The sequence below is a fragment of the Mesorhizobium sp. P2_E10 genome, assembly GCF_056404235.1.
In genome coordinates this window covers 50061-64228 of sequence record NZ_JBFUEK010000005.1, presented here as the reverse complement: position 1 = coordinate 64228, position 14168 = coordinate 50061, and the positions used below count along the sequence as shown (strand labels likewise).

The following is a 14168-nucleotide window of genomic DNA, read 5'->3' as shown; positions in this document are numbered from 1 at the left end:
AGTCCATAGCGGTCCGTCATGGGGCGCAACGGACAAATTGGGCTGCGCAGCAGCTGGCCACCTATAAAGAGGGTGGCGGAGCATCAATTGGCGCCTCCGAGCGCCAATACATTGGCGCAGAACGCAGCGTGCGGCTTGCTCATGGCGGCGTCATTGCACATCTTCATCATCGTGTCCCGATCCCCCCGGGGCGCAGCCAGCCAAGCCTTTTTGAAGCCGGCCATCGGCTTCATCGTTTTCATGCCGGCATCGCTATAGAATGACGGCAGCGACGCCAGGTCACTGAAGGCATCGGCAGATGCAGGCCCAGCCAAAAGACCGAGAGCGAACACCCCCGCGCAGACAGTTGGTATTCTCATGACACGCTTTTCCTTGTGCTGAAGGCTTGCCAGCGACCGTCCTCGCGCCAGCTCAAAAGCAAGATCCTTGCCTGCCTGGCAAAACCGTGCGCCGCCCAAGAGATTGCGGCCAATGCAATCTGCCTATGGAGTTCATGCTACCTTGGCATTTCGCCAATGGAGGATCATGCGGCAGTGTCTCCATCAAACGCCTTGCCTGGCGTTCTTCGGGAGGAGACCCAAAAGATGGAAATCCAGGCTGCAACCGACCAAGCCTTTATTGCCGGTGCAGAACTGGTGATTGAAGACCGCCAGCCGATCGACATCACGCTGGCAAACGACGCACACGGCGCATTTGTCTGGGGCGTGCTCGATCGCTTGCTGGATGAACCTCGGCTTTCCCTCCGCAGCATCACCGCATCGGGTTTCGCAGGCATGGAGGCAGCGGTTCTTGCCTACGGACTGGCTCTGGGCGGCAGGCGTGGGGCAAGGACGGCGCTCACCAATTTCTGGCGGCGCGTCAGCCATGCATCGATGTCTATGGCCACGACAGCCAATCCACTGAGATCGATCCTGGAACAGTCGATCGACATTGCCGAGTTGCACAAGAATCGCTGCCCGTTGAAGCTCAACATCCTGGCTTCAAATGCCCGCACCGACACCGTGACGATTTTTTCCGGCGATCAATTGTCGATTGACGCTATCCTGGCTGGGGCGACAGTCCCATTTCTGTTCCCTGCCGTGGAAATCGATGGCGATCCGTATTGGGGTGAAGGCGATTTTTCGGCCCTGCCAGCGGTGCCGCCAATCGAGGCTGGGCATTACCTGATTGTCAGCGGCAAACCTTCCGGGTGCATCACGCCTTGTGCGGCTTACCCGCTCGCCGCAAATGCCGCGAACTCTGCATCTGTACACACCATCTTCGACAGTCATCACAGAAGAAGCGCTGCGCTGTTTACCAGGCCTTGGACCGACTGGGGCGAATTGACCGACATGCGTGACCGCGGTCGCCAGCGAGCCGAGGACTGGCTTCTCGCCGACCATTCGACCTCAAGCGAAAGCTCCGTCGTCGACAGCAAAAATCGCTACGTCTAGGCGCCTCCCTCCGCCTAGCCGCGCCTGCTTCGCTCCGCTAACGAAGTGCAGGCGCCAAACCCCTCCGGTTCCCCGCCGGAGGGCTTTTGCTCGTTGTCGTCCCAACATAGTGACGGCGTATCAAATCCATGCCGAGACAGCATTTCAGCTTCATCGCGCGTTGGACAACACTGCTTGCAGACAGGCCGTCAGGTCAGTCTTCCCGCGAAACGCAAACAGGAGAAACGACCGTGATCAACACAAAAACCCTCATTGGATCGGCCCTCGCAGCCGCCACCTCACTTGCTGCAACTGCAGCCTATAGCGGCCCCGCTGCTCAGCCCAGCTTCTCGTTCGAGAAGTGCTATGGCGTCGTCAAGGCCGGCCAGAACGACTGCCAGACTGCCACGCATTCATGCGCCGGCACCTCGACCGCCGACAACCAGCCGGACTCCTGGCTCTACGTGCCGGCCGGCAGCTGCGCCAAGATCACCGGCGGCAGCGACAAGCCGAAAGCCTGACCGACCCAGACTTCAAGCCAACCCCCTTTGGAAGGGAGCAGACCGATGTCCCGTGCATTTCAGTCCCTCACGATCCCGGCATCCGCTGGCATTGGTCTGCGCTCTCCTCACATCAGCGAGATGCTGACCCGCAGACCCTCCGCTGGCTGGCTCGAAGTTCATGCCGAGAACTATATGGGCGACGGCGCCGCCGTCGAGGCGCTTGAACGGCTGCGCCAAATATATCCGCTGTCAGTTCACGGTGTTGGCCTGTCACTGGGCAGCGCCCAGGGGGTGGACCGCGACCATCTGGAAAGGCTGCGCAAGGTCTGCGAGCGGTTCCAGCCTGATCTTGTTTCGGAGCATCTTGCCTGGAGCGTTGCCGACGGAGCCTATCTCAATGACCTGCTGCCCCTTCGCTATGACGACGAAGCGCTGGCGATCGTGGCGCGCAACGTTACGGCCATCCAGGATACGCTGAAGCGGCGTGTGCTGATCGAGAACCTGTCCGCCTATGTTGCGTTCGCCGACTCCTCGATGAATGAAGCTGAATTTCTGGCCGAGCTGGTGGCGCAAACGGGCTGCGGCCTGCTTCTGGACGTCAACAATGTCCAGGTTTCGGCGCACAATCTCCAATACGACGCAAAGACCTTCATCGACGCTTTGCCCGCCAATGCCATCGGTGAGATCCACCTTGCCGGTCACGCGACCAATCAGGTTGGCGGCGACACGGTGCTGATCGACGATCACGGCTCTCGTGTGCCGCCAGTTGTTTGGGGGCTCTATCACCATGCCATCAGCCATCTCGGGCCGCGCCCTACACTGATCGAATGGGATACCGATGTTCCGGTTCTCGACGTGCTGCTCGGCGAAGCCATGTGGGCCGACATGCTCTCCGCGTCGATCATGTTCAGCCGCAAGCAGGCCGCGAGGCAGACCGCCCCGACGATGGTCCTGCCGGCGCCCACGCTGCCGGCTTTTGAAAGTACTCAGACCAGCATGCCTGTGCTTGCGGCATTTGCCGCCGCCAGAGCCAAGCCGGCCACGCACATGGCTTTGCCGACAATCGAGGGAGGATATCATGCTGCCGCTTGAACATCTGCAGACCGTCGTGGCGCGCTCGGTGCTGGCCATGGAGCCACTGATCGACGCAAAAATGCTGACCGCCGGCAAGGCCGACCCAATGGCTCGCCTGCGCATCTACCAGAACAACACGCGCAGTTCGTTGACTGCCGTGCTGATGGCCGTCTTCCCGGTTACGGCTCGCCTCGTCGACGAACGTTTTTTCCGCTTTTTGGCGAGCGAGTTCATTCGACGGCATCCGCCGGCGGAGTCACGCCTGGCGCGTTATGGCGCGGGCTTCCCTCGCTTCCTGAAGACCATCGACACCCTGTCCGACATGCCGATCGTTGCAGAGACGGCGCGGCTCGAATGGGCCATTGCCGAAGCGCTCGACACGGCTTCGCTGCCGGCCCGCAGTCTCGCAGAATACGACAGCACCGACCTTGGGCTGTCGCCGGATATCCTGCTCCAGCCCTCGCTGCGATTGATCGTCTCGCACTGGTCGATCCTGTCGGTATGGATGGAGCATCAAAAGGAGACGGCGGTCGATGAAAAAATCACCTGGACAAGGCGCCCCGAACGGGTGGCGCTGTGGCGATCGGGGAACTACGTGCGGCTTTTTCTGCTCGACCGCGCGAGCTTCGCCTTCTGGCATTCGCTGAAGCACGGCTTCGGCCTTGGGCATGCCACTGGCCGCGCCCTGGCGCTCGACCCCGCCTTCGACCTGGTTTCAGCGCTTGTGCGTCTGTTCCGCGACAGGCTGGTCGTCGACGTGCGCGTCGCGGTTCACCCCCTCTCACACTGAAGGACACGATCATGACTGCGATACCAGAATATTCCACGCCTCGCCCTGCCGGCCTTGTTGGTCTTTACCGACGAGTGATCAAGTTGCCTGAGCGTATCCCGTTTTCGCTGGTTCAGCTCGCAGCTCGCGTCGCGATTGCGCATGTCTTCTGGCAGTCTGCACAATCCAAGCTGGCGTCCTGGCCGGTGACGCTGCAGCTGTTCGCCAGCGAATACAATCTACCGCTTATCGATCCGTCGATCGCGGCGCCGTTGGCGACCACGGCCGAGATCACCGGGGCGGTGCTGCTTTTTCTGGGACTGTTCTCGCGTCTCGGCGCTCTGATGCTGCTCGGTGTCGTTTCGGTAATCCAGATCTTTGTTTTTCCGGAGAACTGGGCTGAACACCTGCTGTGGGCCTCGGCGCTGTTGCTGGTGCTTACGCGTGGTGCAGGGGTTTTCTCACTCGACTATGTAGCCGATCGATTCACTTCGGCCTCCAAAACCTGAACATTTCAGCAGGAGGCTGACCCGATCTGATTGTTCTGCGCTAGATCGCCTCGGCGATGAACAGGCGAGAAAACCAGGGCAGTGACATGCTCTCGATGGCTGAGGATAGGTGGCACCCCGCCGGCGCGTGTTCCGGCGGGATGGAAGCGTTGATTGCGCGCGAGGGCTGCTCACATCGCCATTTTTTCGCACTCGGCTTGGGCCTTCTTGGTCGACGTATCGATCATGTAGGTTTTGCCCTTGGCGTCGGTCATCATCATCATGCAGTGCTTGATCGGCTTGGCCATTTTCATCATTTCGGCGCCCATTTTGGCGTCTGGCATCATGGTGCCCATATGCCCGTCGGGCATGATTGCTGTGACCTGCCCGCCCTTCATCATGGACATCGTGCCCATCGTATCCTCGGCGAATGCCTGCGACACGCAAACAGAGGCAATGCCTGCGGCGACAAAGATCTTGAACGAATGCATTCGGAATACTCCCATTTTTTGGGGGGCACAGTTGCCCCATGCGTGGGTTCGCCGGACATTGCGGTCAGTTACATCGACACGAAGATGTGATCGTATGTTGCCTGTTTGACTGGCGCGGAAGGCGGAACCGGGTACCTACAGACCAGTCGATTGCGCCGTCATCGGTATGTGCCAGTCATACTCCATCACCGCTTTGGCAAATGCCGAGATGGCGGGCGATGGCAGGCGGTCTGCGACGGAAACCAGCGACACCTCGCGCACGATCTCGGGATCGACGACGAGCCGGTGGCAAACGCCGGGCTGGCTCGCGGAGAATTCGGCGATGAAGCAAACACCCATTCCGGCAGCGACCATGGCCAGGATCCAGTCCTCGCGCTCGCTGCGGTAAGCGCTCTTGATCTCGAAGCCGAGATTTTGGCAGAGCTCGTCGATATGATTGCCGTATTCGCAGTTGATGCGCTCGAGATAGGGCTCACTGCGCACGTCGGCGAGCTGTAGCGTGTTGCGCGCCTCGAATGGATGCCCTGTTGAGAAGGCGAGCCCAAAGCGTTCCGCATAGACCGGCTCCGCCTTCAGCCGGGCGTCGAAGGGCTCGGGCCGTGCCAACAGCGCAATGTCCAGCTTGCCCTTCAGCAGAAGATCGGTGAGGTGGTCGGCGGCGCCCTCGATCACAGTCACCTCGATGCCCGGAAAGCGCTCGCGAAACGCGTTGAGGAAACCGATAAAACGCAGCGGGCCGATGGTGCACATCACGCCCAGCGTCACCGGCGCGGTCTCCAGCGACAGGAAGCTTCTGGCGGTGCGTTTGGCATGCTCCGAGCGCTGCGCGATCTCGTCGAGGTGGCTTCGCATCAGCCGGCCGAAATCGCTTAGTTGGACATGGCTCTTGTCGCGATGGAAGAGCAGGCCGCCGAGTTCTGCTTCCAGCTTCTGTATGGCGCGGGTGAGCGCAGGCTGAGTGATATGCACAAGGTCCGCCGCCTGGCGAAAGTTGAGCGTCTGGCAGGCAGCCAGAAAATAACGAATTTCATGCATTTCCATGACACATTCCCGCTGATGCCCGGCATGCATCGCCGCAATCAGAACTCGGCATTATCGGCGGGTGCTATCCTTAGGTAAACTTTCTCCGCTGTCCATGGTGGCCGAACCAAGGTGTGCCGCCATGGCGAGTGTTTGGGGCCGAGCCGGAGGAGAAAGCCGATGCTGGAGCGCAACAAGGAAAAACAGCCTGACCAGGAAAAACTGGAGGCGCTGCTCGGAAAGATGGTCGGCGATCTCGGTGCCATCACCACTGGGGCGGCGGTGTTGTTGGGTGACAGGCTCGGCCTTTTCGCGGCCATGAGCGAGGGCGGCAAAATGACTGCCGGACAGCTTGCCAAAAGGACCGGCACGCAGGAGCGTCTGGTCCGCGAATGGCTTTCCGCGCAGGCGGCCGCCGGCTATGTCGAATATGACGAGGCCAGCGACAGCTTCTACCTCAGCCCGGAGCAGGAACAGGTCTTCGTCAATGAGGACAGTCCCGCCTTCATGGCCGGCGCCTTCGAGGTCGTCTCGACGCTATGGCTTGACGAAGAAAAGGTGCGGCAGGCGTTTCGCTCGGGTAAGGGACTGGGCTGGCACGATCACAGCGCCTGCCTGTTCCGCGGCACGGAACGGTTCTTCCGGCCCGGCTACAACGCCAATCTGATCGGTTCCTGGCTGCCGGCGCTCGATGGCGTGCTCGACAAGCTGGAGCGGGGCATAGACGTTGCCGACGTCGGCTGCGGCCACGGCGCATCGACCGTGCTCATGGCCAAGGCATTTCCGAATTCGCGCTTCACAGGCTTCGACTATCATGCCCCGTCGATCGATCGGGCACGCGCCGCCGCCAAGGAGGCCGGTGTCGCCGGCAACACCCAGTTCGACGTGGCGGCTGCCAAGGACTTTCCGGGCACCTACGATCTCGTCGCCTTCTTCGACTGCCTGCACGACATGGGCGATCCCGAAGGCGCGGCCAAGCACGTGCACAAGGCGTTGAAGCCGGACGGCACCTGGATGATCGTCGAACCCTTCGCTCATGACAAGCTTTCAGCGAACCTCAATCCGGTCGGCCGCATCTATTACGCCGCCTCGACCTTCATCTGCACGCCTGCCTCGCTGTCGCAGGAGGTTGGGCTCGGCCTCGGCGCCCAGGCGGGCGAGGCCAGGCTGCGCAAGGTGGTTACCGGCGGCGGCTTCCGCCGCTTCCGCCGCGCCACCGATACGCCGTTCAACATGGTTCTGGAGGCTCGCCCGTAAGCCCGGTCGATTATCAATTGGCTATGGATTGGAGGAAGGCATGACTGCTTACAATGTCGTCCGGTTTCGCACTAAGCCCGGCAAGGAACAGGCCTTCATCGATGCCCACAAGAAGGCGACGCTCAACGTCAGAGGCTTCCGCAAAGCCGCGCTCGTCAGGACCGGCGACCGAACCTTCTGCGTCGTCGGTGAATGGAACGACATGGACAGCCTCGCAGCGGCGCGGCCGCAGATGATCGGCCTTCTCGATACGATGCGCGATATGCTGGAGGATCTCGGCGGCGACCTCGGCGTGACCGATCCCGTCTCCGGCACGTCCGTCGTCGAGATCAGCACCTGAAGTCGCCCAACTGTAGGTTTGGTGTGCACCGCTCGACCATCAGTGTGAGGCCAATCCATCAAAGTCAGCGAGCGACGCACGAACTGCTGGAGCGCGACCAGTCTTCGACGTATAACTAGGCCTCCGGAGGATGAGCCATGAATGCAGTGCCTCAATGGCGGCTCGCAGGCGACTGGTTCGACATCTGCAGCTGCGACATCCCTTGCCCTTGCGAGTTCGCCCAGCGGCCAACCGGCAATCACTGCCAGGGCGTGCTAGCCTGGCACGTGCGCGAGGGTCAGTATGGCAGCGTGAAGCTCGACGGCCTGACGCTGGTGGCGCTCGGCGAGTTCGAAGGCAATCTATGGGCCGGCGAGGCAAAGGCCGTGATGGGTATGTATCTTGACGAGAAGGCGGATGAGCAGCAGCGCGAAGCCCTGCAGGCGATCTTCGGCGGCCACGCCGGTGGTTGGCCGGCGGGCTTTGCCGCTAATATTGGCGAGATGCGTGGCATGGAGTTCGTTCCGATCACTTTTGAGGTGGCGGGCGACCTGGCCACCTGGCGGGTCGAAATTCCTGGCCTAGTGGTCGGGCGCGCGGAAGCGCTTTCCGGCCCTACAACACCGCCCGGCAAGCGGGTGCAGACGATCAACCCGCCGGGTTCGGAGGTCGGCCCGGGCCAGGTTGCCACCTGGGGGCGTTCTGTCGAGGTGAGCACCAAAGGCTTCGGGCTTGACTGGACTGGCACGGCCCGCTCGAGTAAGCACATTCCGTTCGACTGGACCGGCCCGAACTAGGGCATGACAATGGCTGACGCGTTCCCCAGGAAATCGCGGCGGTTCACCCGGAATCTGCGCGGCATACCGCTCGGTCTACTCGCGTCGCTCGTCGGGCTGACAGCAGCGGCGTGGGCGCTCACCCTCTACCAGACCTTCAGCATGGATATGCCCATGGGAATTGCCGTGCGCGGCGGTATGGAGGGTATGGAAGGCATGGCCGGCATGGCGATGGCCGGAATTGCCGCCGACAGCTGGTCAGTTGCCGGCGCCGCCGCTTTTCTGACTGTGTGGACCGTGATGATGGCGGCCATGATGCTGCCAGCTGCGGCGCCCATGATATTTGTGTTCGCGGCGGCGCAGGCTAGGCGCGAACCACGTGTGGCCATCCCGACGTGGACCTTCGTCGCCGGCTATCTGCTCGTCTGGGCGGCGGCGGGCCTTATCGTATATGTCCTGGTCCAGCTCGGTAGCGACGTTGCAACGAACCTCGATCCGCCCCAGCGTTCAAAATGGGCCCCACTCGCGCTTGGTGCCACACTTGGCGTCGCCGGCCTCTACCAATTTACGACCTTGAAGCACATTTGCCTCAGCCATTGCCGTTCGCCGCTCGCCTTCGTTGCGCAGCACTGGCGCGACGGGCGTGTTGGCGCGCTCAAGATGGGGCTGCGCCACGGTCTCTATTGCTTTGGCTGCTGCTGGGCGCTGTTTGCCGTCCTGGTCGCGGCCGGCGTCATGAGCGTCGCCTGGATGCTGCTTTTGACGCTGCTCGTCTTCGTCGAGAAGCTGCTGCCCCGTGGCCGCCTGTTCGAAGGTAGTTTGGGCGTTGCTTTGGTGGTCCTCGGGATCGTTGTATCGCTCGGGGCGATCGATATGCCTTGAATGGCCGGCTAGACGAGCGGGAGCATAAGCATCTCTGCTGTGCCGGCAGACGCTTTCGACGGCAATCCATTCGCATCGCGCTGGTTTTTTTAGTAGGCTGTCGCTGGTAAGGCGGCAATGTTGAGGATCCGGCGTGACGGTAGTCGACGATCGTCTTCTCGAAAGCAGGATGACCAAGGTGGAGCAGGCGCGGGCCTGGAGCCCTCGCGTCATCTCAAAATTCGAGACGCTGATCAGGAGCGGCGACGACCACGCACTCTATCGCGTTAATCCGCTGAGCTTTGCTCGCGACCGCGCAATCGCCGAGCCTGAAGCTATCGACCTCTTCCTTCATGCCACCCGCTGTGGCCTGTTCGACATGAGTTGGGATGTGCTGTGTCCCCAGTCCGGGATGGTGCTCGATAGTTTCGGCGCCCTGCGCACGCTGAAGACCCACTATGTCTGTGGCTTGTGCGATGTATCGGGCGACACCGACCTGGACGACTTCATTGAGGTCACCTTCTCGGTATCGTCGAAGTTGCGGCGCCTGCCGCACCACGATCCCGAGACGCTCCCGGTCGAGGATTTTCACTGGAAGCTCCACTTCGGACATGACGGGCGGCTACCGGGGCAAAACGTTCGCTTTCTTGACGTCCTGCGCGGCTTCGTCAGAGGCATGACGTTTCTACCGCCCGGCACCACCACAGTGCTCCGCGCCGACCTAGGACCGGGTGCCCTTTCGGGCGTCAACGTGCAGACGCAGGCGGCATTCGCCGTGCCAATATCTGGCGATCCGGTGTTGGCGCCGACACTTCTGAAGGTCGATTATGACGGCAACCGCTTCTTGCCGGCGTTGCCCGCTGTTCCACCTGGTCCGATTGTCATTGAGGTAGCGAATAAGGGGCCAGTGCGGGGTTCGTTGCTCGTCATCAACTGGCCGCCCGAGCTTGTCGCGCTGACCACCAAGCCGGCCCTCGATTTCGACCCTTATGTTTCCGGTGGAGCGCTGCTTGCGCGGCAAACCTTCCGCCAACTCTTCCGGTCCGAACGCGTCGACGAGAAGGAGGGGCTCGGCATCCGGCAGATCACCTTCCTGTTCACGGACCTCAAGGGCTCGACCGCCATGTATGAGAAGCTGGGTGACCTCAACGCCTATGCTTTGGTCCGCGAGCATTTCGCTCTGGTCAACGCGGCGGTTCAGCAACATTGCGGTGCGGTGGTCAAGACGATTGGCGATGCGGTGATGGCTGTATTCTCGCAGCCGTCGGATGCGATTTCGGCTGCACTCCACATCTTTGAAGAAATCGATCGCTTCAATGGCGACCACGACGGGCCGGGGATCATTCTCAAGATCGGCGCCCACTGTGGACCGTCGATCGCCGTGACGCTCAACGACAACCTCGACTATTTCGGCCAGACCGTGAATGTTGCCGCGCGCGTGCAGTCCTTGGCAGAAGCCGGACAAGTCTGCATTTCCGAGGCGCTCTATTCCGCGCCCGGGGTTAGCGAAATGCTTGCCAGCCATCGTCTCGTGGCTTTTGACGCGCCTCTTCGAGGTGTGGAGGGTGAAGCAACTGTCTATCGCATTATGCGGGGATAGACACGATCGCGTCCCAACTCCTAAGGAACTGCTCGACCAACTTTGAAATAGATTCAAATCGCCTGCCCCAACCTTCGTATCAAGCGCGCATCAGTTCGCCTCATTTCGCACTGCTTTGCGAACGACCGCCTTGCATCGGCATATGTCCGATGATTGGCGCAAGGCTGGCTGTGGCCTGTATAAGCGATGTCGGCTTTTGGGTGCAGGGACGGACCGTAGGAATGTCTGCTATTGGGCGCGATGCTGCCGTCCACACTCGATGCATTCCCGCTTTATCCATAAGAACCCGAAACTTGGGCTGAGGCGCGACTCAGAAAGGTCGAAAGGATTCAAAGAAACCCAGGGATATTGTCATCGCGCCCACTTGCGCGGTAGTCAGCCTTATGACGTCTCGAACTCGGTTGATGGAATCAATGACGCCGCTGGTCCTGATCTCCTCGAAGGACCCGGATTTTTTCCTGGTTTTCGGGCATATCCTTTCGGTAGCTGGCTTCGAAATACGGCTGATCACCGGAGACCGGGAAATCGCACGCGCCATCGAGGCGGCACCCCCGCTTGCCGTGATCATGGACTGCCAGCCAGGCGACCGTGCGATGGTCAAACAGTGCGCCTGGTTGAAGTCTAGCGCCGCAACCAAAGCGACGCCGGTCGTGAGCCTGGTTGCCCCGCGTTCCGGCAAGCTGCATCTCGATTTGATCAAGGCTGGCGTCGACGAGATATTTTCGCGGCCGTTCGCCCCCGAACAGCTTCTGGCCTGGCTGCATGGCAAAGCGGGCCTTGCGAAGCTATCGCGCGAAACGGACTCGGGTGAGTTGGTGCAGGGTGATTTCCGGCTGGAGCGACAAACGCACCGGACATTCTTCAAGCAAAAAGAGATCGTGATGCCACCGATCGAGTTCAAGCTTTTGCGCAGCCTTTTGGCGCAGCCTGGCAAAGTCTTCAGCCGCGAGGAACTGGTCGCGACCGCGTGGCCTGAACATGCCGCCGCAACCGACGTGCGGGGCGTCGACGTTCATATAGCCAGGCTGCGCAAAAGGCTTCGGGCATCCGTGGGAAGCGATGTGATCCGGACGGTCCGCTCGGCTGGCTACGCATTCGCGCCGGACTGGTGACCTGCTCGGCGTTTTCGACAGTTGGCACTCGTGCGCGCCGATTGCCGGCACGCCGGTACACAGCATCCGCTCTCAGAGGCTCAGGATAGTATCCAGGAACAGCCGGGCGCGTGGGTGAGCGGCTTTTGAGAAAAAGTCTTTGGACGAGGCATGCTCGACAATGCGGCCTTCGTCCATGAAAACGATCTCATCCGCGACTTCGCGTGCGAAACCCATTTCATGGGTCACGCAGACCATGGTCACGCCCGTTCTCGCCAGCGCGACCATGACGTCGAGGACTTCCTTGATCATTTCCGGGTCGAGCGCCGAGGTGGGTTCGTCGAACAGCATGATGCGGGGATTGAGGCAAAGCGCGCGCGCGATCGCAACCCTTTGTTGTTGACCGCCCGAGAGCTGCGCCGGGTAGGCCTGCGCTTTTTCGGGGATGTGCACCGCTGTCAGATGCTGCATGGCGATCTCTTCGGCTTCCCGTGCCGGTTTTCCTAGAACCCGGCGCAGCGCCAGCGTGCAGTTGGCGAGCACGGTGAGGTGCGGGAACAGGTTGAAGCTCTGGAACACCATGCCTGTCTGCCGGCGCGCCTTCGCGGTATCGCGGCCATCTTTGTCCAGCGTTGCCGCTTCGAACTGAACCGTTCCCTTCTGGAAGGGCTCGAGACCGTTGATGCAGCGGATCAAGGTCGACTTGCCGGAGCCGGACGGTCCGCAAACGACGATGCGTGCGCCCCCTCGTACCGAAAGATCGATGTTTTTCAAAACGTGCAGGGCGCCGAACCATTTGTTGAGGCCGTCGATCCGGACATGAGGGATGGTTTGAACGGCCGGGCCGGGATGTGGGGCTTGAGCGAGCATCAGCGGCGTCCAGCTGCAAGCAGTCGCTGCTCGATGCGCTTCACGCCATAAGCAATGAGCAGCGCCAGGGCGAGAAACAGAACACCGGCGACCGTCAGCGGCTCTGCGTATCGATAGGTTTCAGACGCGATATCGAAGGCGCGTCCGAGCATTTCGGGCACGGCCAGGATCGCCAGATAGGGCGTCGCCTTGAGGATTGAAACGAGATAGTTGCCCAACGGTGCCGCGACGTTGCGCAACATCTGCGGCGCGATGACGAAAACGACCGTGTCGCGGCGGGTAAGCGACAACGCCCTGGCTGCTTCCTGCTGGCCTTTCGGGATCGCGTCGATGCCCGCTTTGAACACCTCCGCGAGATAGCCACTGTAGTACAGGCTCAGCCCCAGCATGCCGACCGTCATGGCGCCAAGCCGGATCCCGTAGAAGGGCAGGACGAAATACAGGAAATAGAGCCAGGCCAGAACCGGCGTCGAGCGGATGAAGTCGATCAGGAAGCGGACGGCGAGGCCAGTCGCACCGCCGCCGCGGCGGACCATTTCGAAAGTGAAGCCAAGCACTGATGCGCCGAGGCAACTCAAGACCGTTGCGAGCAGGGTCGTTCCGATCGCCGCGATGATCGTCGGGACGGTCGATAGCGCGAAATCGAGGTTAAATCCCACGCGGCGTTCCTCTTTCAGGATTGACCCGCGCCTCGAGCCAGCGGCCGGCAAGTGCGATCGGATAACAGACGACGAAAAAGGCCAGCAGCAGCGCGGAATAGATCGCGACGGGTTCGTAGTTGGTCTGCGCGATTTCCTTGGCGCGGAAGGTCATGTCCGTCAGCGTGACCAGCGAGACGAGGGACGTCGCCTTGACGAGCTGGATAAGGTTGTTGACGAAGGTCGGGCTCATCGCGACCAGCGCTTGCGGCAGCTCGATCAGGAGCAGGATCGCCGGGCGCGAGAGGCCGAGCGCCATGCCCGCCTCGCGTTGGCCGGCGGGCAGGGACTGCAGCCCGGCGCGAACCGCCTGGCTGGCATAGCCGCCGGTGTTGAGACCGAGCACCAATGCACTGACGGTCAGCGCCGACAGGGTGACCCCCATCACCGGCAGCACGTAATAAAAGAAGAAGAGCAGGACGACGACCGCTGAGCTGCGCCAGAATTCGATCACGGCGGTAACCAGGAAGCGCGTCATGCCGGTGGTCAGAAACTGCGCGACGCCGAAGACGAGCGCGAAGGGGACGGCAAAGACCAGGCCATAGGCCGTGACCTCTGCGGTGATGCCCAGCCCTTGCAGAATGCCCAGCCAGATCTCGAGCATGCTCACGGGGTGCCACCACGCTTCGTCGAGGCGTGCGGCAACGATGTCAGTATCGTTTCGGCGCGCCGGAGGAGGGCGGTTTTGCGTCGAGAAATCGCGCCCTCGGGACCGGACCTCATGACACCCTCCGCGCCGTGGAAAGAACGATCGCCTGTAGGGGCAGGCCATCGATGGTTCTCTCATAAACCCGGCGGGAGTCGCGTGTCAATAAACATGTACTTCTTATTGCAAAAGTCTACATTGTTGCGCTCTGCCACCGGCGCCGCCGTTGGCCGGTCATTGCACGCTACGCTACGATGACCGCTGAAACCCGTTGAATCGAACTGCTTCAGGGC

General features: G+C 61.3%; 17 protein-coding genes. 11 read left to right on the top strand and 6 right to left on the bottom strand.

What is annotated here, in order from left to right:
• Nucleotides 1-83: 83 nt before the first annotated feature.
• Nucleotides 84-458, bottom strand: a complete 375-nt coding sequence (locus AC1D0N_RS15010; RefSeq protein ID WP_477245133.1) for a hypothetical protein — start codon at nt 456-458, stop codon at nt 84-86.
• 126 nt (nt 459-584) lie between these two features.
• Between AC1D0N_RS15010 and AC1D0N_RS15005 the strand changes: the two genes are divergently transcribed.
• From AC1D0N_RS15005 to AC1D0N_RS14985, 5 genes are all read left to right on the top strand, one after another.
• A complete protein-coding gene (locus AC1D0N_RS15005) occupies nt 585-1433 on the top strand; it encodes a patatin-like phospholipase family protein (protein WP_477245131.1) in 849 nt (282 codons plus the stop codon).
• A gap of 230 nt (nt 1434-1663) precedes the next feature.
• Nucleotides 1664-1933 (top strand): BufA1 family periplasmic bufferin-type metallophore, encoded by a 270-nt coding sequence (locus AC1D0N_RS15000; RefSeq protein ID WP_056594632.1) that lies wholly within the window; start codon nt 1664-1666, stop codon nt 1931-1933.
• Between the two features lie 45 nt (nt 1934-1978).
• Nucleotides 1979-3007 (top strand): MNIO family bufferin maturase, encoded by a 1029-nt coding sequence (bufB, locus tag AC1D0N_RS14995; protein WP_477245128.1) that lies wholly within the window; start codon nt 1979-1981, stop codon nt 3005-3007.
• 16 nt (nt 3008-3023) lie between these two features.
• On the top strand, nt 3024-3779 hold the full coding sequence (locus AC1D0N_RS14990) for an HvfC/BufC family peptide modification chaperone (protein WP_477245127.1): 756 nt from the start codon (nt 3024-3026) through the stop codon (nt 3777-3779).
• Between the two features lie 11 nt (nt 3780-3790).
• The gene (locus AC1D0N_RS14985; protein ID WP_477245125.1) at nt 3791-4267 is read left to right on the top strand and encodes a DoxX family protein; all 477 of its coding nucleotides are present in this window, start codon (nt 3791-3793) and stop codon (nt 4265-4267) included.
• 170 nt (nt 4268-4437) lie between these two features.
• Here AC1D0N_RS14985 and AC1D0N_RS14980 read toward each other — a convergent pair whose 3' ends face one another.
• On the bottom strand, nt 4438-4737 hold the full coding sequence (locus AC1D0N_RS14980; protein WP_477245124.1) for a hypothetical protein: 300 nt from the start codon (nt 4735-4737) through the stop codon (nt 4438-4440).
• Between the two features lie 135 nt (nt 4738-4872).
• The gene (locus AC1D0N_RS14975; RefSeq protein WP_477245122.1) at nt 4873-5778 is read right to left on the bottom strand and encodes a LysR family transcriptional regulator; all 906 of its coding nucleotides are present in this window, start codon (nt 5776-5778) and stop codon (nt 4873-4875) included.
• Nucleotides 5779-5937: 159 nt separating this feature from the next.
• Between AC1D0N_RS14975 and AC1D0N_RS14970 the strand changes: the two genes are divergently transcribed.
• From AC1D0N_RS14970 to AC1D0N_RS14945, 6 genes are all read left to right on the top strand, one after another.
• A complete protein-coding gene (locus AC1D0N_RS14970) occupies nt 5938-7014 on the top strand; it encodes a class I SAM-dependent methyltransferase (RefSeq protein WP_477245120.1) in 1077 nt (358 codons plus the stop codon).
• Nucleotides 7015-7054: 40 nt separating this feature from the next.
• The gene (locus AC1D0N_RS14965) at nt 7055-7354 is read left to right on the top strand and encodes an antibiotic biosynthesis monooxygenase family protein (protein ID WP_477245118.1); all 300 of its coding nucleotides are present in this window, start codon (nt 7055-7057) and stop codon (nt 7352-7354) included.
• A gap of 137 nt (nt 7355-7491) precedes the next feature.
• Entirely contained in the window at nt 7492-8130 is a 639-nt protein-coding gene (locus AC1D0N_RS14960) for a DUF1326 domain-containing protein (protein WP_477245116.1), read from the top strand.
• A 9-nt stretch (nt 8131-8139) separates the two neighbouring features.
• Nucleotides 8140-8991 carry a DUF2182 domain-containing protein gene (locus AC1D0N_RS14955; protein WP_477245114.1) on the top strand — a complete coding sequence of 284 codons (852 nt, stop codon included), beginning with the start codon at nt 8140-8142 and terminating at the stop codon, nt 8989-8991.
• 133 nt (nt 8992-9124) lie between these two features.
• The gene (locus AC1D0N_RS14950) at nt 9125-10570 is read left to right on the top strand and encodes a DUF5939 domain-containing protein (RefSeq protein ID WP_477245112.1); all 1446 of its coding nucleotides are present in this window, start codon (nt 9125-9127) and stop codon (nt 10568-10570) included.
• Between the two features lie 413 nt (nt 10571-10983).
• Nucleotides 10984-11682 (top strand): winged helix-turn-helix transcriptional regulator, encoded by a 699-nt coding sequence (locus AC1D0N_RS14945; protein ID WP_477245110.1) that lies wholly within the window; start codon nt 10984-10986, stop codon nt 11680-11682.
• 72 nt (nt 11683-11754) lie between these two features.
• Here AC1D0N_RS14945 and AC1D0N_RS14940 read toward each other — a convergent pair whose 3' ends face one another.
• Genes AC1D0N_RS14940 through AC1D0N_RS14930 form a run of 3 tightly spaced genes read right to left on the bottom strand, consistent with a single transcriptional unit; the run spans nt 11755 to nt 13839 of the window.
• Nucleotides 11755-12531, bottom strand: a complete 777-nt coding sequence (locus tag AC1D0N_RS14940) for an amino acid ABC transporter ATP-binding protein (RefSeq protein WP_477245108.1) — start codon at nt 12529-12531, stop codon at nt 11755-11757.
• Nucleotides 12531-13190, bottom strand: coding sequence for an ectoine/hydroxyectoine ABC transporter permease subunit EhuD (gene ehuD, locus AC1D0N_RS14935; protein ID WP_477245107.1), 660 nt, complete (start codon nt 13188-13190; stop codon nt 12531-12533). The genes AC1D0N_RS14940 and ehuD overlap by 1 nt, the downstream gene beginning before the upstream one ends.
• A complete protein-coding gene (locus AC1D0N_RS14930; RefSeq protein ID WP_477245105.1) occupies nt 13180-13839 on the bottom strand; it encodes an amino acid ABC transporter permease in 660 nt (219 codons plus the stop codon). The genes ehuD and AC1D0N_RS14930 overlap by 11 nt, the downstream gene beginning before the upstream one ends.
• Nucleotides 13840-14168: the final 329 nt, after the last annotated feature.

What these genes read in the sequence shown, in the direction of transcription:
- AC1D0N_RS14985 (WP_477245125.1), top strand. Translation starts at nt 3,791, where the DNA reads ATGACTGCGATACCAGAATATTCCACGCCTCGCCCTGCCGGCCTTGTT.
- bufB (WP_477245128.1), top strand. Translation starts at nt 1,979, where the DNA reads ATGTCCCGTGCATTTCAGTCCCTCACGATCCCGGCATCCGCTGGCATT.
- AC1D0N_RS14980 (WP_477245124.1), bottom strand. Translation starts at nt 4,737, where the DNA reads ATGCATTCGTTCAAGATCTTTGTCGCCGCAGGCATTGCCTCTGTTTGC.
- AC1D0N_RS14945 (WP_477245110.1), top strand. Translation starts at nt 10,984, where the DNA reads ATGACGCCGCTGGTCCTGATCTCCTCGAAGGACCCGGATTTTTTCCTG.
- AC1D0N_RS14940 (WP_477245108.1), bottom strand. Translation starts at nt 12,531, where the DNA reads ATGCTCGCTCAAGCCCCACATCCCGGCCCGGCCGTTCAAACCATCCCT.
- AC1D0N_RS14960 (WP_477245116.1), top strand. Translation starts at nt 7,492, where the DNA reads ATGAATGCAGTGCCTCAATGGCGGCTCGCAGGCGACTGGTTCGACATC.
- AC1D0N_RS14955 (WP_477245114.1), top strand. Translation starts at nt 8,140, where the DNA reads ATGGCTGACGCGTTCCCCAGGAAATCGCGGCGGTTCACCCGGAATCTG.
- AC1D0N_RS14975 (WP_477245122.1), bottom strand. Translation starts at nt 5,778, where the DNA reads ATGGAAATGCATGAAATTCGTTATTTTCTGGCTGCCTGCCAGACGCTC.
- AC1D0N_RS14965 (WP_477245118.1), top strand. Translation starts at nt 7,055, where the DNA reads ATGACTGCTTACAATGTCGTCCGGTTTCGCACTAAGCCCGGCAAGGAA.
- AC1D0N_RS14970 (WP_477245120.1), top strand. Translation starts at nt 5,938, where the DNA reads ATGCTGGAGCGCAACAAGGAAAAACAGCCTGACCAGGAAAAACTGGAG.
- AC1D0N_RS15005 (WP_477245131.1), top strand. Translation starts at nt 585, where the DNA reads ATGGAAATCCAGGCTGCAACCGACCAAGCCTTTATTGCCGGTGCAGAA.